We start from the raw sequence: 16,469 nt of genomic DNA on the forward strand, positions 1-16,469 counted from the left end.
CCCCGGCCGGAACCTGTGAGTAGCTTCAGTTGTACGTCAGTTGGCCTGGACGCCTGCGGCTTTCGCCGCCTCGGAATCCGCTACGACCGTACCTCCGGCCTCGTCGACGGTGAGTGCGCCGGTCATGATGGCGACGACCTCCGCCATGGAGTAGTCGGAGGGCTTGATCACGGCAGCGCGCCTACCCAGCCGGTGAACGTGGATCCGGTCGGCGATCTCGAAGACGTGGGGCATGTTGTGGCTGATCAGGACGACAGGCATGCCCTTGTCGCGGACGCGGCGGATGAGGTCGAGGACCTGACCGGACTCCTTGACGCCGAGGGCGGCGGTGGGTTCGTCCATGACGACGACGCTGCGGGCCCAGGCGACGGAACGGGCGACCGCGACGGCCTGCCGCTGTCCGCCAGAGAGGGTCTCGACCGACTGCGTCAGCGAGCGCAGGCCGATCTTCAGGTCGGCCATGTGCTCGGCGGCCTCCTGACGCATGCGCTTCTTGTCCAGCATGCGGAAGACACTGCCGAGGACGCCGGGGCGGCGAAGCTCGCGCCCGAGGAACATGTTCGAGGCGATGTCCATGGAGGCGGCCACGGCGAGGTCCTGATAGACCGTCTCGATGCCGTGGGCACGGGCACTTTGCGGACCGGAGAAGGTGATGGGCTCACCGTTGAGGCGTATCTCGCCCGCGTCGGGGGCGACCGCACCGGTGAGGGCCTTGATCAGGCTGGTCTTGCCGGCGCCGTTGTCGCCGATGACGGCAAGGACCTCACCGGGCAGCAGGTCGAAGTCGGCGCCGTCGATGGCGGTGACATGGCCATAGCGCTTGACCAGACCGCGGGCCTGCAGCACAGGAGTCGGGGAGGAGATGGCAGTCATCGGGCCTTCTTCCGGGAGAGCTGGTCGACGGTCACCGCGAGGATCACCAGGACACCGGTGATCAGGGTCTGGTAGATCGAGGCGACGCCCATCAGCTGCAGGCCGTTGCGGAAGACGCCGACGATGAGGACGCCGATGAACGTGCCCAGGACCGATCCGCGGCCGCCGAAGAGGCTGGTGCCGCCGAGCACCACGGCGGTGATGCTGTCGAGGTTGTCGGTCTGCCCTGCCTGGGGGTCGCCGACTCCGGTGCGGGAGATGAGCAGCAGGGCGGCGATCCCGTAGAGCACGCCGGCCGCGGTGTAGACGCCGATGGTCAGCCGGGAGGTGCGGATGCCGTTCAGCCGCGCCGCTTCAGGGCTGTTGCCCAGGGCGTAGACGTGCCGGCCCCAACCGGTGCTGCTCAGCGCGTACGCGAGGAGGAGGAACAGGACGATGGTGACCAGCGAGCCGTAGGTGATGTCGGTCTTGCCGAGCGGGAAGGTCTGCCCGAGGGCCGTCAGCGGGCCGGGCAGGTTGGTGACCGTCTGCTCCTCGGAGTAGATGTGGGTCAGCGCGAACGCCACGTTGAGCATGCCGAGGGTGACGATGAACGGCGGCAGCGGGATCTTCTGCACCAGCGCCCCGTTGAGCAGGCCGAAGCCGCCGCAGACGGCCAGGCCCAGAGCGATGGCGACGAGTGGGGGCAAGGATCCCTCGGCGGCCATCTTGGCGATCACGATGCTGCCGAACGCCATCACGGCACCGCACGACAGGTCGATGCCCGCGGTGAGGATGATCAGGGTCTGGCCGATGGCGAGGGTGCCGACGACCATGACCTGCTGCACGATCAGCGAGAAGTTGCCGCCCGTGAGGAACTGGTCGGTCGAGAAGGAGAAGAAGACACAGGCCAGGAGGAGGGCTACCAGCGGGCCGGTGGTCGGTGCCGTGAGCAGTTGGCGGGCCGTCGTCGGTGCTTTGAGCTCCGCGTACGGCGAGGTTTTGCTCGGGGGCGTGGACGTGGCAGTCATGCGAGGTCCTTGTCGGAAGACAGAAGTCTTTGTCGGTCCGTGTCGGACGGGAAGCTCAGTCCTTGTCGGACGGCAAGAGGACGAGGGGGCGGCCGTCCCCGGGTCGGGGAGGAGGGGACGGCCGCCCCGCTGAGGGATTTCGAACGGCGGCAGCTACGGCGGCAGTTGGGGGTGGCGGCTCAGCCCCAGCAGTTCTCCAGGCCGTAAGCGGTGTCCTTGGACGTGACCCCGTCCTGCGCCTTGTCGGTGATGAGAGTGACGCCGGTGTCGGTGTAACCGGATGCCTTCTTGCCGTCCTTGGCGAACGTCACGACGGCCTTGACACCCTCGGCGGCCATCTTCAGCGGGTACTGCTGCGAGGTCGCGGCGATCGTGCCGTCCTTGACGGCCTCGGTCCCGGTGCAGCCTCCGTCGACGGAGACGATCAGGACGTCCTTCTCCCGGCCCTTGGCCTTCAGCGCGGTGTACGCGCCCAGCGCGGCGGGCTCGTTGATGGTGTAGACGACGTTGATGCCGGGCTCCTTCTGGAGGCAGTTCTCCATCGCGGTCTGGCCCTTGGCCTGGTCGCCTCCGGTGTCCTGGGAGCAGACGATGGAGGGGTCGCCTTCCTTGATGCCGAAGCCCTTGAGGAAGCCGTTGTGCCGCTGGACGCCGACGGAGACGCCCGGCGCCAGGTCGAGGGTGGCTATCTTCGCGTCCTTGCCCTTCATGGCGGCCTTGGCGTACTCGCCGATCAGCTCACCGGCCTTGACGTTGTCGGTGGCGAACAGGGCGTCGACCGCGCTCTCCGGCTCGGTCGGGGTGTCCAGGGCGATGACCAGGACACCCTGGGCCTTGGCCTTCTCGATGGCCGGAACGATCGCCTTGGAGTCGCTCGGGGTGATCAGGATGCCCTTCACCCCGGAGGCGACCATGTTCTCGATGGCGGTGACCTGACCGGCGTTGTCCCCGTCGAACTTGCCTGCCGCAGTGGACAGTTCGACACCGTTGTCCTTGGCGGCCTTCTCCGCGCCCTCCTTCATCTTCACGAAGAACGGATTGGTGTCGGTCTTGGTGATCAGACCGACCTTGACGCTGCCCGATCCGGTGCTCGCGGTGCCCGATTCCGATCCGGATCCGCAGGCGGTCAGGGCGAGGGCCGCGACACCCGTGCAAGCAGCGGCTCTGAGCAAGGAGGAGGGCAGACGATAGATGCGTGACATGAACGACTCCTGCGGGATTGCGGGCGAGCGGCCGGCATCGGGGCATGCCGTCCCGAGGTGTCATCGTTGACTTATGTCATCGTTGACACTGCTTGGCCAGGATGATGGACTCCGGTCCCCGGCAACGTCAATGCCTTGCACTCGTCACAAATCGGCAACGCCCGTGGCCGTCGCCCGCCCGAAAGCCGTTCAGTGACTGCCCGCAACGTGCCCGTTTTGCCGCCGCGTTCCAAGAGAAGAGCAGCGACTCCACCCACTGACAAGGACACGAAGCCATGACGAAGACCCTGCTCGCCGAGTTCACCGCCCGAGAGGGAGCTCAGGACGAGGTCGCCCGCCTGATCCGGGACTACGCCCTGAAGGTGCGCGAAGAGGAAGGCAACCTGGCCTTCGATATCTACACCAAGGCGGCCAACCCGCGCGCCTACTGGATCTTCGAGGTCTACCGGGACGAGGACGCCTTCAAGACACACCTGGCCGCCCCGTACGGCGCTCCGTTCAACGCCGTCCTCACCCCGCTGATCGAGGAGGACGCCTCCGTACTGACGTTCCTCGATCCGCTGGCCACGCATCCGTGACGTGCGTTGAGCACCGGCGGCGGAACGGCCCACCGCGCTCTGCTTCGCTGGCCAGCCTGTCCTGCCGCGCCTGGACGGCGCAGCAGGACAGGGCCCGTGTCGGCTGATCGTGCTTGCGAAGCGCGCTCGCCCAGCCGCAGCCAGGCCCCGCGCGGCGCGGCTGGGAAGGGGTGGCGGGATCCGCAACCAGCACTAATGCCCGGCGGTACGAGTGGTGAGGTCTTCGTCCGTGATGGAGCGGACCACCCGGCAAGGGGTTCCGAGTGCGACGGTCATCGGGGGGATGCTGCGGCTGACGACGCTGCCGGCGCCGATGACCGACCCGTATCCGATGCGAACGCCGGGCAGGACCACCGCGTTGCTGCCGATCCACACCTTGTCCTCGATCACGATCGGTTCCGAGAACCGTCCGAAGTCAGCGCGTCGTGAGGGATGCACCGGGTGTCCCGTCGTGGTCAGTGTCACGCTGGGCGCGATCAGGACACCGTTGCCTATGCGGATGTCCACGTCGTCGACGAACGTGAGGTTCACGTTCCCGAAGAAGTCGTCGCCGATGTGGACGTTGCTGCCGAACCCGGCGTGGAACGGCGGCAGCAGCACCGTGCGTTCACCGACCGAGCCGAAGATCGCGACGAGCAGCGATCGACGCTTCTCCGTTTCGCTCGGTGGTGTGTGGTTGTACTCGAAGATCTGCTCGGTGCGGCGCCGAGGGGCCTGGAAGGCCGCTTCCGACTCGGTGTAGACCAGCCCCTTGGCGATCCGGGCCAGGACTTCTTCCTCGTGAGCATGCGTCACAGCGGAACGCTCTCTTTCTCCAAGAGGGTCAGTTAAAGCATTGCGGGGCGCCGCCACTCCTGTCCGAGGACATGGTGGTCGAGGAAGTTCAGCACCGTCTCGTACATGATGCGAATGTGGTTCGGCGCCCCGATGGCGTGGCCCTCGTCCGGGAAGTGCAGGAAGCTGACGGGCGTCCCGAGCCGCTGGAGATCACTGTGCAGGCTCAGCGCCTGGCCTATCGGGACGCGGTAGTCCTTGCCGCCGTGCACGATCAGCATCGGCGTCGTCACCTTCGCCGCGTGGAAGTGGGGCGAGTTGGCTTCGTACCGTTCGCGCTGCGTCCGCGGGTCGCCGAAGACCTTCCGGAAGTACGCATGCATCTCCGTGTCGATCTGGAACGCTTCCAGGTTCCACATCCCGGAGTGGGTGACGGTCGCCTTGAAGCGGTCGGTAAGGGTCGCGGCCCGGTTGGCCAAGTAGCCGCCGTAGGACCAGCCGGCGAGGCCGGTCCGGTTCGCGTCGAGGTCGTCGCGTGCCAGTGCCGCGACCGTGAGCGCGATGAGATCGCGGTAGGGCTGACCGCCGTACTGGCCCCGGCCGCGCTCCTGCATGCGTTGCCCGTAGCCGGTGGACAGCGCCGGATCCGGTAGCAGCACCGCATAGCCGCGGGCCACGAACGGCCATGGGTTCCACAACCACGTCCAGGCGCTCCAGGACATCTGCGGTCCACCGTGCGGGACGATGATCAGCGGCGCCGGGCGCTCGGCCGAGACACCCTCGGGCAGGGCAAGCCAGGCGCGCAACGGGAAACCGTCGTCAGCCTCGACGTGCACCTCGGTCAGCGTGTCGGGAAGCGAGTCGAGGTCGCCGGGGGCCCTGAGGAAGGCGGGTTGTTGATCGGCTGTGACGGCATCCAGCCGAACCACTCGAGGCGGCCTGTCGATCGTGCTGCGCAATGCATACAGGGTGGTCCCATCAGGCGACACGCAGAGCGAGGCGTAGGCGCCGGAGGCGGTCAGGCGGGTGATCGTGCCGTCCGCGTCGCGGCGGAAGATCGGGCAGTGGCCCCGCTCATCACCGGTGAACCACAGCGTGGCGTCCCCACGGATCGGCGACAGGACCGCCCGTCCCGGCCACGGCCAGTTGTCGAACTCCGGCAGGAGGTTGGTCTCTTCACCCGAAACCAGATCGAACGCGACCAGCGTGACTCGCCACTCCGTGTCATAGGTCTCCTCTCGCTGGCGCTGGCAGACCAACGCCGAGCCATCGGCCGTGAACGCCAGGCGGTAGTACTGCTGACCAGGGCGCGAGAACGTGTGGCGCACGGCGCCAGTGGCCGCGTCGGCGACCACCACGACATTCGTGTCGGGAGCGCGGCCCGTCGCGGCCCGCGTGTAGGCCACCAGCGATCCGTCCGGCGAGAGCGCCATATCTCCTGTGCCCGGCAGACCCTGGCTGCCGGCGTTCACCGGAGCCCCGTCGGAGTGCAGGACGAAGGTGTGGGGTTCGTCGGGGCCGAGGGCTGCGCCAAAGGCGCAGGTCGTGGTCGCCTCGTACAGAACCGCGTGGACCATGGCGCTCTCGCGCTCACGGCGAAGTTCGGCGTGTGCCTCGGCATTCACCGCGCCAGGCAGCAGATCAGCGGTGTAGGCGACCGTACGGGCGTCCTTGGCGACGGCGAAGGCGGATATGTCTCCCGGGTGGTGGGCGATCTGCCGGGCCTCGCCGCCCTCAGGCAGTGCCCAAAGCCCCACACCCCGGCTCTCGCTCTTCTCAGCGGCGGAATCCGTGTTCTCGCGGCCGGAGAGGAACAGCAGTGTGCCGTCGGCAGCGAAAGCGGGAGCGAAGTCACCTGGCACGGACCGGGCCACGGGGCGGCTCTCGCGCTCACCCGAGGTGTCCACCTCCCACAACCACGAAACGTGCCTGGTTCCCTCGTCGTTGATGATCTGCACGGACGCGATCAAGCGCGTTCCATTGGGCCCCAGGACCAAGTCGGTCAGGCGGGGGTGTCTGGCGAACAGGTCATGGAATGAGGTGGCATCATCCAAGGCGTGGATCATGCCGATCATCCTGCCTGCCGCGCCCGAACTGTGACAGGGGTCCAATAAGCCGAGGGACTGCGCGCCTGACGGGATGTGTCGTCAGCGATCCCGACGCCGATCTCATTCTGAAAATGATCAGTTATGCGCCCTGATCCACATTCCGCTGGCCGAGCAACGACCCCTGCTGCGGAAGATCTCGCACGGTGGATGCGGTGCACGGGCGTTGTCGGCGTCCGCTGCGGGATTGTGCGACCCGACGGCTGCTTGTCCGTTCGAACTGACTGCAACGCGTCTTCTACGGCAGGGAGCGGGTGAGCCATACCAGTTCACTGCTGTCTTCGGTCGAGACGTGGTCGCGCTGGAACCCAAGCTTTTCGAGGACGCGAAACGATGGCGCATTCCAGGGACGCACCGTCGACCAGAGCCGTTTCCGCCCAGTCGCGATCGCCGCGTCGAGCACCGCGGACGCCGCCTCGGTGGCATAGCCCTGTCCGTGCGCGTGCCGGAACAGCTCGTAGGCAATCTCTGGCTCGTCAACGGAAGCCCGACCGGCAGTGAGCCCGCAATACCCGATGAAGTCACCCACATCGCGGCGGATGACGGGCAGCAGAGCAATCCCTGTCAGTGCCGACGCAGCGCGCTGATCCTCGATCATCCGCCGGTTGTCCTCGATCGACGGCATGCCACCACCCCGTTCGGCGACGAGCACGCGATGGACGTCGACGTCGGACTCAGTCCACGGACGCAAGCTCAGTCGAGCGGTTTCCAGTTGGAACGGCATCGGCGAATAGGGCATGGCGACACCCTATCGACGCCGCTCCCCAATCCGGGGCAACTGAGATCACGTGAGACAGGCCCTTTCTCGGCTGCCTACCTCTACAAAACCTGGGCCAGAGCCGAACCTTGGGGGCGTTTGTCACCGACGGTGGACAGCGCGTTCATCGGCGGATCGTTGCGATGAGGCGTCGCAGCGCGGCGTGGGCGGGTGGGCCCCAGGTGGGCCTGCCGCCGGGACGGCTGTGGACTCCAGCCTCTCCGATACAGATGCCGCTGAGGGCGCGCAGCACCGCCCAGCCGCGGGCGCGGCGCAGGGTCGCGGCATCCGCCACCGGCTGGTAGGCGCCATGGAAGCGGTCGGCGGCCGCGTCCGGCAGCAGTATCCAAGGGGCAGCGAGATCGCAGGCTGGATCGCCCGCGCAGAGGTCGCCGAAGTCGATCACGCCGCAGAAGGTGCCGTCCGCGGTGAGAACGTTGGCCGGATGCAGGTCGCCGTGGAGCCACAGCGCCGGGCCCGCCCACTCGGACGCGGCGGCGGCGTCCTCCCACACCGCGCGGACGGCATCCGGGTCGGGGATCAGCCCCAGCTCGGTGGCCGAGGCGAGCTGCTTGGCGAACCCCTCGGCACAGTCGGCCAGCGGCCCCCCGCGATCACGGCCAGCGGGCGCCCCGTCGGGAGCGGGTCGGTGAAGAGCCGTCAGGAAGGCGGCCAAGGTGTCGGCCGCCTCCGCAGCACGCGTGGCGGGAGCGCGGTCGGCGGGCTCGCCCGGCACCCAGGTGGTCACGATCCAGGGCCGCGGAAACCGCTCGGAGGGCTCGCCGAGGCGCTGCGGAACGGGGATCTGCAGAGGAAGGTGCGGGGCGAGGGCGGGCAGCCAGGCGTGCTCCTTGCGCAGCAGCGCATCGGCAGACTGCGTCGCCCAGGGCAACCGGACGGCGAGGTCGTCGCCGAGCCGCCACAGCTGGTTGTCCCAGCCACGCGCGCCGAGCCTCAGGGGACGATCGGCCAGGTCGGGGTGCTGTTCGCGCAGCAGATCCCGGACCAGCTCCGCGGTGATCTCGATCTCGGTATGGGTCATGCGGAGCCACGGTAGTTGGACGCTGAGCCGGGCGTTTGTGACGCCCAGCACTCAGTGCCGCTCACCATCCTCACTTCCTGAACTGTGCACCGCACGGCAATGCCCATCGGCGCCTGGTTCCCCCTCGGCCGTCCTGCGAAGGGAGGAAGAGACACAGGCTGGCATCATCGGTGCGGGCAAGGTTTCGTGGGGATCGCTTCCACGCGCCCTTCTTGGCGCCTGCCTCGCCGAGAGCCGCACGCCGGAAGCCGCTTCTGGCCGACCGGCGCGCGGACCTGTGGCTCGTCACCGCCAGATGGACTTCAGCTGCCACGCCTGCATGTGGTTGAGGGTGGCGGTGCCGCCTTCGGCGAAGACCTCGACGCCGGTGCTGGAGGGGTCGGGGAAGATCTGGTCGGTGATCACGGCCTCGCCGTTGCCGCCGAAGACCTCGACGGACGACCAGTCGACGAGGATCCGCAGCTTGACCTTGCCGTTCTTGGGCTTCAGGGGTGCGGTCTGGACGCCGGGGAAGGTGCTGTTGAAGTCCCCGGCGCCGGAGCGGGTGCGGTCGACGTACAGCTCCTGGGTCGTGGTGTCGTAGCCGATGACGGTCTCCTCGCCATTGGCGCCGGTGCGCACCTTCAGGCCGAAGCGGTCGGCGTCCTTGAGGGAGAAGGTGGCCTCGATGTCGAGGGCCCTGCCCTTGGCCGTGGGGCCGATCAGGGGCTTGGAGGTGCTCTTGACGGTGACGCCTGACGCGGTCGCCGGGCGCTTCTGCCGGAGGGATTCCAGGCTGCCCACCGGCTTGCTGGTCAGCCGGACTTGGCCGTCGACGGTGTGCAGGGCCATCTCCCTCGGAACGCTCTGCGCGCTGCGCCATGGGGAGGTGGGGATGGATTGGCCATAGTCCCAGTTGTTCATCCAGCCGACCATGTAGCGCTTGCCGCCCGGTGCGTTCTCCCAGGACACCGCCGCGTAGTAGTCCTTGCCGTAGTCGGCCCAGTCGGCGCGCTGTACGACGGACTTGGCGGGCTTGTCAGCCTCGGTGAACTGGTCGGCCATGACGTGGCCCCAGCCGGCGGTGTTCATGTCGACGACCTGGATCTGCGCCTTCTTGCCGGCATACGGGCGCATGTCGAAGGAGGCCCAGTCCAGGGTCTCGCTGTCGGCGCCGGTCGCGCTGCGGACGACCTTGCCGTCGACGAGCAGGTTGACGGAGGTCTCCTGGGAGACGAGCTGGGCCTGGGTGTCGGACAGCACGATGTGGTCGACGTTGAGGTGGCCCCAGCCGCCGGTGTTGTCGTCGACGATCCTGAGCCGCGCCTGCTTGCCGGCGAGATCGCCGACGTCCCAGGAGGCCCAGTTGAGTGCCTCGGCGTCCTTTCCGGTGGCGCTGCGGACGACTTGGCCGTCCACGAGGAGCTCGACGACGGTCGGGTTGTCGGAGCCGGCCGGGTGATTGCCGCCGCCGACAAGGAAGTTGATGTGCTTCTTGTCGATGGTGAACTCGGGCGAGGTGAGGGTGCCGGTACTGGAGTCGCCGTTCAGGAAGGTGTTGGCCAGCCCGTCTCCCAGGAAGCCGGAGACCTGTCCCTGGTCGGGGAGGGTGCCGGTGGCCGGTGCGGTGCCGAAGGCGTCCCCGGTCGCCGTCCAGTCGCCGTAGGTGCCGCCTTCGAAGTCGGCGAGGACCGTGCCCTCGGGCGGAGTCCTGTCCATGACGGTTCCGGCCTCGTGCGGATGCCGCCCACCACCGACCTTGAAGTTCAAGTAGGGGCTGTCGACGGTGAATTGGGGGGAGGTGAGGGTGCCGGTGGATCCGTCACCTGCGTGGAAGCTGTTGGCGAGGCCCTTGCCGTCGAAGCCCTCGACGGCCCCCTGCCCGTCCACCGCCCCGGCGGCCGGTCCCTGGCCGAACGCGGTTCCGGTCGTCGTCCACTCACCGAAGCCGGCGCTCTCGAAGTCCTGCACCACCGTGCCGGTGGGCGGGGTGTACGTGCCCTTGTCCTCGGCGGTGAACTTCTTGCCGTCGAAGTCGCCGATGAAATACTGGGCAGCCGAACCGCCCGCGATACCACCGGGGTTGATGTTGACGACCAGGACCCACTTGATGTTGTTCTTGTCGCCGTCGACCGCCAAGGGGAACAGGTCGGGGCATTCCCACACGCCGCCCGTCGCGCCGGCCGGCCCGAAATCGCTGAGCAGATCCCAGTCCTTGAGGTTCTTGGACGAGTAGAACCGCACCTTGTGCTCGGCGGACAGCGACACCGTCATCAGCCAGCTCTTGGTCGGCGCGTACCACTGGACCTTGGGGTCACGGAAGTTGTTGGAGCCGATGTCGATGACGGGATTGCCCTGGTACTTGGTCCAGGTGCGGCCCCGGTCGGTGCTGTAGGCCAGCGACTGGGCCTGCTTGCCGCCGTCCTTATAGGCGCTGGTGTAGATCGCCACCATGGGCGGGTTCTTCTTCGTGCCGAAACCGGTGGTGTTGTTCCAGTCGACGACCGCGCTGCCGGAGAACACCATCTCCTCGTCGTCGTGCGACAGGGCGAGCGGCAACTCCTCCCAGTGCACGAGGTCCTTGCTCACCGCGTGCCCCCAGGACATGTCGCCCCAGGAGTTGCCGTTCGGGTTGTACTGGTAGAAGAGGTGGTACTCGCCCTTGTAGTACACGAGGCCGTTGGGGTCGTTCATCCAGTTCTTCTCCGGAGTGAAGTGGAACTGGGGTCTGTAGGTCTCGGTGTACGTCGGGGTGTCGGCCGCAACGGCCTGGGGGGCCAGCGGCGCGGCGGACAGGGCGCAGACCGTCGCCACCGCCGCCATCAACCGCATGCGGGCATGCCGGGATACGCGTGCAGAGCTCATGGTGTCTCCTTGCCTGCGGCCGTCCGCGCAGCGGTGACTGCGGCCCCGGCACGGACGGACCGAAAAGTGACGCCCTGTCAGCGCCGACGTCCACGGCACCGACCAGGGGTGTCATCGTTGACTTATGTCAGCGATGACATCGGGTGCCCCGACAATGAAGCGCAATCCGGCCAGTGCCGTCAACGGTGCGGGCGCGATTGTTTTGGTACGGATCGACAGGCCGTCAAGCGTCGCCGCTGGTCGCGAACCGCGCCAACTGGTTCGGGCATGGCGGGTTGGGGCCGGCAAACGAGCAGGTCAGGGCGGCGACCTGGGTGGTGAACCGGCAGGCTTCCGCGACAGCGTCGAGACCGAGAACGGCCAGTGAACGAATTGTTTCCGGGGTGTTGACCGGTCGGGCCTCTCGGTGCTTCACTTCCGGAACCGGTACCGAAACCGGTTCCGGGACCGCTTCCGGTACCGGTTGCATGGGCGTCTGTACGATCGACCCTTCGGTGCGGGAGGACGTCTTCCGCCTCTGCAGGAAGGGAGGGGAGGTGACATGGGAGTCACTATCGCCGACGTGGCCACGCGGGCCGGCGTCAGCAAGACGACGGTCTCGCGGGTGCTGAACGGCAAGGGCGAGATCAACGAGAACACCGTCTTGAAGGTCCGCGAGGCGATCTCGGAGCTCGGCTATGTGCCGAGCGCCGGGGCAGTGGGGCTTGCACGCGGCACGACACAGATGATCGGCATGCTGGTCCCTGATATGGCCTGGGCCTGGGCCGGCATCGTGCAGGCGGTCGTCGAAACGCTGGAGGCCGAGGGCTTCGGACTGCGCATGCTGACCGTGAACCGCGGTGAGGAGTCACTGCGCAGGCTGGGCCTGCAGGTCGCTGCCAAGTCGTTCGACGGTCTGCTGGTGATAGAGCCCGAGGGGGCCCTGGCGGCCATCACGGAACTACACGAAGCCGGACTGCCGGTGGTGCTGATCGACGATCGCTTCCAGCGGCCGGGATTCCCCTACGTGGCCACCACCAACCGGGAGGGCGGTGAGCAGGCGGCGCGCCACCTGCTGGACCTCGGTCGCCGTCGCCCTCTGGTGGTGACCGGTCCCGATGAGTACGGCTGCACCCGGGAACGGCTGGGCGGCTTCGTGGATGTCTATGCGCAGGCCGGGATCGAGCTCGACCCGCGCAGCATCATCTGCGGCGACTTCCTGTTCGACAGCAGCCGGAGCGCGGTCGCGCAAGCTCTCGCGGACGGCGTGGAGTTCGACGCGGTCTTCGGGCACAACGACCCCTCGGCGGCCGGCGTGCTCGCGGCCTTGCACGAGGCCGGCCTGCGGATTCCGCGGGATGTCGCCGTGGTGGGGTTCGATGACGTCGAGCTGGCGTCGTACACCTATCCGGGACTGACCACCATCCGCCAGCCGATGCGGGAGATGGGTGAGGCGGCGGCGCGTCTGCTGCTCGACCATGTGCGGAGATCGCCGGAGGCCGCCCCCTCGCGCATCATTCCCACCAGCCTCGTGATCCGTGGCTCGACGTTAGAGCCGAGCTCGAACTGACGCGACGTCATCGCGGTGCGTAAGTGATGGCGCCTCGCAGCCGGGCGGTGCGTCGCCGGTGACGCACCGCCCCTCGTCTCCTTGAAACCTCGGCGACCCACTTCGGCCTCGCCTTCCTCGCAACCATGGCGGCTGCACACGCGTTCATGCGGCACCGCCCACATGCACCCTTCCGCTCGCGCGTTCCCGATCCGGGACACCGAACGGCGCGCCTGGCCCACCCCGCCCGGCCCCTACCCACTCCGCGTCGGATGCTCCAGCCGCGCCCTGCGGCTGACCGCCGATGCCGCTGTCACCGCAGACGGTCCCCACCCGTGCGCCGGCCCATCCGGGCGTCCGCCCGCTCTCACCCTTAGCCCCCCGCGCCTGTATCGCTCAACGGCAAGGAGCCGCATCATGCGTATCACCACCCGTCACACCGTCAGAACCGTCCAGACCCTGTGCCTCACCGTCACGGCAGCCCTGGTGGCCACCGGCTGCGGCCGGAGCGAGGATTCCGGCCCCGGCAACGATGCGCCCGCCGAGATCGGTGCGGGCAAGGCCAAGGGGACGGTGGTCATGTGGTCCATGGGTGACCCCGACGAGGACCTGAAGGAGCTGGCCAAGAAGTTCGAGCAGGAGAACCCGGACGCAGACGTCAAGATCACCGCGGTCCCGTGGGACGGCGCCCACGACAAGCTGACCACCGCGATAGCCGGCGGCAACACACCGGACATGTCCATGGTGGGCAGCACCTGGATGGCCGAGATGGCCGCCTTGAACGGCTTCCAGGCCACTCCGACGTCGATCAAGTCCTCGGACTTCTACCCCGGCCAGTGGGACACCACCAAGTACAAGAACACCTCGTACGGCGTCCCGTTCATCGCCGACACCCAAGCGATCTACTACCGGACCGACCTCACCACGAAGGCCGGCATCAAGGGCGCCCTGGCCGGCGACCGGGCCGGATACCTGAAGGACCTCAAGGCCATTCAGGCCACCGCCGGCGAGGAGAACCCCAAGCTGCGCCATGCCAGCGGGCTGGTGATGGGCTTCAACTCCTGGATTTTCTGGGTGCCGATGGTCTGGCAGCAGGGCGGTGACATCTACGACGCCGAGACCGGGAAGTTCACCTTCGACTCGCCCGAGGTCGCCAAGGCGCTGGAGGACTACGCGAGCGTCCCGAAGCAGGGCCTGGCGCCGACCGACAGGGCGGACAACGTGCAGGCCTTCCAGGACGGGCTGACCGCCGTCTATCAGGAGGGCGGGTGGGCCGGCGGCACCTTCCACAAGGACTCTCCGCAGCTGGACGGCAAGTGGAAGACCATGCCGGTGCCGTACTCCGAGCAGCCCGCCGGGTTCGCCGGCGGCACCGACCTGGCGGTGTTCAAGGAGGCCAAGAACCCCGACGCGGCATGGAAGTTCGCCCAGTTCCTTACCGAGCCCGCCAACCTCGCGGTCTATTCCAAGGCCACCGGCAGCCTGCCCCCTTCGCCCCAGGCGTGGACCGAGGGGAAGCTGACCGAGGACGAGAACCTGAAGGCGTTCGCCGAGCAGCTCGAGGTCGGCAAGGCGCCGCCCGCCATCACGACCTGGCAGCAGATCGCCGACACCATCGACTCCGAACTGGAGAAGCTGACCCTCGGCAAGGCCACCGTCGCCGAGGTGCAGAAGACGCTGCAGTCCAAGGCCACCAGTATCGGCACCGGCCGCTGAGCGCCGCCGCGTGAGTATCCCTCGTACGGACGGATGACATCCATGTCCACGAAAACGCTCCCCGGGCCGGGCGACACCAACAAGCAGAGCGCCGCGGGGCCGAAGCGGAGCGCCGATCGCCGGCCCTCCGCGCTCCGCAGCACGGCGCGCGGCAGGCAGGCCCGTGCTGCCTGGGTCCTCGCCGCACCCTTCCTTGCCCTGTTCGCGGCCTTCATGCTGCTGCCGGTGGTGTGGTCGCTGCTGATGGGCCTGACCGATACCAAGAGCTCGGACCTGCGTACGCCGCTGAACGTGGCGTTCGTCGGCTTCGACAACTACGTACGGCTCTTTGAGGACCCGCAGTTTTTCACGGCCCTGCGCAACACGGCCGTGTTCGTCCTGGTGGCCCTGCCCCTGACCCTGGCCGCCGGGCTCGCGGCGGCGGTTGCCCTCGACCGGGGCATCCGCCGCTTCCGGGCCGTCTTCCGCGTCGGCTTCTACCTGCCGGTGATCACCAGCATCGTGGCCGTCGCCGTGGTCTGGAAGACGCTCCTCGAACCTCGCGCGGGACTGGTGAACCTCGTCCTGGGCTGGTTCGGGATCGACGGACCGGCCTGGCTGGCCGACACCCGCTTCGCCCTCCCCGTCATGATCGTGATGGCGGTGTGGCGCAACCTCGGCACCGTCATGATCATCATGCTGGCGGGTCTGCAGTCCGTACCCCAGTCCCTGATGGAAGCGGCCGAACTCGACGGCGCCGGGCCCTGGCAGCGGTTCTGGCGGGTCACCTTCCCGCTCCTGCGTCCCGCTCTGCTGCTGACCGCTGTGACCACCGGCATCGGCTATCTGCAGTTCTTCGACGAGCCGTTCGTCATGACCGACGGCGGACCGCTGGACTCCACCCTGTCGGCGACGTTGTACGCCTACAAACAGTTCGGCAACGGCAACTACGAGATGGCGTCGGCCGCCGGCTACGTCATCTTCGTCCTCATCGTGGCGCTGACCGTGCTGCAGTTCCGCGTGCTGCGAGACAAGGACTGATGCCTCATGAGCACCCTCTCCACTCTCCGAACGCCACAACCGGGCACGGACCGCGCCCTGAGGCGCCGCCGCATCCGGCAGAACTGGGGCCAGCCCTGGCTATACGTACCGCTCGTCGGCGCCCTGCTGCTGATGATCGCGCCCTTCCTGTGGATGCTGTCCGGGTCGTTCAAGCCCGAGGCCGACATCCGCAGAGTCCCGCCCGTCCTGATACCCACGGCGCCCACGACCGCCAACTACGGCGAGCTGTTCAGCACGCTCGACTTCACGAGCATGTTCGCCAACTCCGTGATCGTGGCCCTCGCTGTCACAGCGGGCAACCTGATCTTCTGCTCGATGCTCGGATACGCCCTGGCCAAGCTGGAGTTCCGCGGACAGCGCGCCGTTTTCCTGTTGGTCCTGGGGACGCTCATGATCCCCGGCCTCGTCACCTTCGTACCGCTGTACGTGCTGGTGTCCAACATGCAGCTGACCGGCTCCCTGCTCGGGCTGATCCTGCCGTTCCTGGCCACGCCCTTCGGGGTGTTCCTGATGCGGCAGTTCATCTCCACCCTGCCCGACGAACTCATCGACGCCGCCCGCGTCGACGGCTGCCGCGAACTGGCCATCTTCGGGAGGATCATCCTGCCGCTGACGAAGCCGGCCCTCGCCACGCTCGGGATCATCACCTTCCTCGGCTCCTGGAACAACTTCCTGTGGCCCCTGGTCGTGGCGCAGAACGAGAGCCAGTACACCCTCCCCGTCGGCCTCGCCCTGGCCAGCAGCGGACAGTCCTTCACGCGCTTCGGCATCCTGCTCGCCGGCGCCATGGTCGTCCTGCTGCCGGTGATGATCGTGTTCCTCATCTTCCAGCGCCAGTTCGTGGCCGGCATCGCCACCACCGGCCTGAAGTGACACCCCTGCGCCCATCTCACCTCGGCCGCCCTGTGCCGCACCGGTCCCGCCCGGGGCGGCGGGCGGACGGCGCGCGAGCCCCACCGCGGCAGGCGGCAGCGTCCGTACGACGCGGCGCCGTCGACC

At 67.8% G+C, this 16,469-nt stretch carries 14 protein-coding genes; 6 read left to right on the top strand and 8 right to left on the bottom strand.

Features of this window, described 5'->3' with window-relative positions:
- Positions 1-36: 36 nt before the first annotated feature.
- The 3 genes from ACYVO6_RS13080 to ACYVO6_RS13090 all read right to left on the bottom strand — a co-directional run bounded on the left by ACYVO6_RS13080 (position 37) and on the right by ACYVO6_RS13090 (position 3,085).
- Complete coding sequence (locus ACYVO6_RS13080; protein WP_461060585.1) at positions 37-873, bottom strand: ATP-binding cassette domain-containing protein; 837 nt, start codon at positions 871-873, stop codon at positions 37-39.
- The gene (locus ACYVO6_RS13085; RefSeq protein WP_461060587.1) at positions 870-1,883 is read right to left on the bottom strand and encodes an ABC transporter permease; all 1,014 of its coding nucleotides are present in this window, start codon (positions 1,881-1,883) and stop codon (positions 870-872) included. The genes ACYVO6_RS13080 and ACYVO6_RS13085 overlap by 4 nt, the downstream gene beginning before the upstream one ends.
- 179 nt (positions 1,884-2,062) lie before the next feature.
- Entirely contained in the window at positions 2,063-3,085 is a 1,023-nt protein-coding gene (locus ACYVO6_RS13090) for a substrate-binding domain-containing protein (protein WP_461060589.1), read from the bottom strand.
- Positions 3,086-3,360: 275 nt separating this feature from the next.
- On the opposite strand from ACYVO6_RS13090, the gene ACYVO6_RS13095 reads away from it, so the two are divergent.
- Positions 3,361-3,663, top strand: a complete 303-nt coding sequence (locus ACYVO6_RS13095) for a putative quinol monooxygenase (RefSeq protein WP_461060591.1) — start codon at positions 3,361-3,363, stop codon at positions 3,661-3,663.
- Between the two features lie 192 nt (positions 3,664-3,855).
- Here ACYVO6_RS13095 and ACYVO6_RS13100 read toward each other — a convergent pair whose 3' ends face one another.
- From ACYVO6_RS13100 to ACYVO6_RS13120, 5 genes are all read right to left on the bottom strand, one after another.
- Entirely contained in the window at positions 3,856-4,458 is a 603-nt protein-coding gene (locus ACYVO6_RS13100) for a sugar O-acetyltransferase (protein ID WP_461060593.1), read from the bottom strand.
- A 32-nt stretch (positions 4,459-4,490) separates the two neighbouring features.
- The gene (locus ACYVO6_RS13105; RefSeq protein WP_461060595.1) at positions 4,491-6,407 is read right to left on the bottom strand and encodes a prolyl oligopeptidase family serine peptidase; all 1,917 of its coding nucleotides are present in this window, start codon (positions 6,405-6,407) and stop codon (positions 4,491-4,493) included.
- 373 nt (positions 6,408-6,780) lie between these two features.
- Positions 6,781-7,281 carry a GNAT family N-acetyltransferase gene (locus ACYVO6_RS13110; protein ID WP_461060597.1) on the bottom strand — a complete coding sequence of 167 codons (501 nt, stop codon included), beginning with the start codon at positions 7,279-7,281 and terminating at the stop codon, positions 6,781-6,783.
- 142 nt (positions 7,282-7,423) lie between these two features.
- Positions 7,424-8,341: an aminoglycoside phosphotransferase family protein gene (locus ACYVO6_RS13115; protein ID WP_461060599.1), complete on the bottom strand. Its 918-nt coding sequence runs from the start codon at positions 8,339-8,341 to the stop codon at positions 7,424-7,426.
- A gap of 285 nt (positions 8,342-8,626) precedes the next feature.
- The gene (locus ACYVO6_RS13120) at positions 8,627-11,185 is read right to left on the bottom strand and encodes a GH32 C-terminal domain-containing protein (RefSeq protein WP_461060601.1); all 2,559 of its coding nucleotides are present in this window, start codon (positions 11,183-11,185) and stop codon (positions 8,627-8,629) included.
- 154 nt (positions 11,186-11,339) lie between these two features.
- Between ACYVO6_RS13120 and ACYVO6_RS13125 the strand changes: the two genes are divergently transcribed.
- The 5 genes from ACYVO6_RS13125 (at position 11,340) to ACYVO6_RS13145 (ending at position 16,343) form a co-directional block, all read left to right on the top strand.
- Positions 11,340-11,552 (top strand): hypothetical protein, encoded by a 213-nt coding sequence (locus ACYVO6_RS13125; RefSeq protein WP_461060603.1) that lies wholly within the window; start codon positions 11,340-11,342, stop codon positions 11,550-11,552.
- A 174-nt stretch (positions 11,553-11,726) separates the two neighbouring features.
- Positions 11,727-12,734: a LacI family DNA-binding transcriptional regulator gene (locus tag ACYVO6_RS13130; protein ID WP_461060605.1), complete on the top strand. Its 1,008-nt coding sequence runs from the start codon at positions 11,727-11,729 to the stop codon at positions 12,732-12,734.
- Positions 12,735-13,130: 396 nt separating this feature from the next.
- Complete coding sequence (locus ACYVO6_RS13135) at positions 13,131-14,429, top strand: extracellular solute-binding protein (protein ID WP_461060607.1); 1,299 nt, start codon at positions 13,131-13,133, stop codon at positions 14,427-14,429.
- Between the two features lie 33 nt (positions 14,430-14,462).
- Positions 14,463-15,449 carry a carbohydrate ABC transporter permease gene (locus ACYVO6_RS13140; protein WP_461060609.1) on the top strand — a complete coding sequence of 329 codons (987 nt, stop codon included), beginning with the start codon at positions 14,463-14,465 and terminating at the stop codon, positions 15,447-15,449.
- 6 nt (positions 15,450-15,455) lie between these two features.
- Positions 15,456-16,343, top strand: coding sequence for a carbohydrate ABC transporter permease (locus ACYVO6_RS13145; protein ID WP_461060611.1), 888 nt, complete (start codon positions 15,456-15,458; stop codon positions 16,341-16,343).
- The last annotated feature ends 126 nt before the right edge of the window (positions 16,344-16,469 follow it).

It is taken from the genome of Streptomyces pseudoechinosporeus (assembly GCF_054783935.1).

Bases quoted from the DNA above. Each gene is read 5' to 3' on its own strand.
- ACYVO6_RS13085 (WP_461060587.1), bottom strand. From the start codon at position 1,883: ATGACTGCCACGTCCACGCCCCCGAGCAAAACCTCGCCGTACGCGGAG.
- ACYVO6_RS13140 (WP_461060609.1), top strand. From the start codon at position 14,463: ATGACATCCATGTCCACGAAAACGCTCCCCGGGCCGGGCGACACCAAC.
- ACYVO6_RS13080 (WP_461060585.1), bottom strand. From the start codon at position 873: ATGACTGCCATCTCCTCCCCGACTCCTGTGCTGCAGGCCCGCGGTCTG.
- ACYVO6_RS13110 (WP_461060597.1), bottom strand. From the start codon at position 7,281: ATGCCCTATTCGCCGATGCCGTTCCAACTGGAAACCGCTCGACTGAGC.
- ACYVO6_RS13145 (WP_461060611.1), top strand. From the start codon at position 15,456: ATGAGCACCCTCTCCACTCTCCGAACGCCACAACCGGGCACGGACCGC.
- ACYVO6_RS13095 (WP_461060591.1), top strand. From the start codon at position 3,361: ATGACGAAGACCCTGCTCGCCGAGTTCACCGCCCGAGAGGGAGCTCAG.
- ACYVO6_RS13115 (WP_461060599.1), bottom strand. From the start codon at position 8,341: ATGACCCATACCGAGATCGAGATCACCGCGGAGCTGGTCCGGGATCTG.
- ACYVO6_RS13135 (WP_461060607.1), top strand. From the start codon at position 13,131: ATGCGTATCACCACCCGTCACACCGTCAGAACCGTCCAGACCCTGTGC.
- ACYVO6_RS13125 (WP_461060603.1), top strand. From the start codon at position 11,340: ATGAAGCGCAATCCGGCCAGTGCCGTCAACGGTGCGGGCGCGATTGTT.
- ACYVO6_RS13120 (WP_461060601.1), bottom strand. From the start codon at position 11,185: ATGAGCTCTGCACGCGTATCCCGGCATGCCCGCATGCGGTTGATGGCG.
- ACYVO6_RS13090 (WP_461060589.1), bottom strand. From the start codon at position 3,085: ATGTCACGCATCTATCGTCTGCCCTCCTCCTTGCTCAGAGCCGCTGCT.
- ACYVO6_RS13130 (WP_461060605.1), top strand. From the start codon at position 11,727: ATGGGAGTCACTATCGCCGACGTGGCCACGCGGGCCGGCGTCAGCAAG.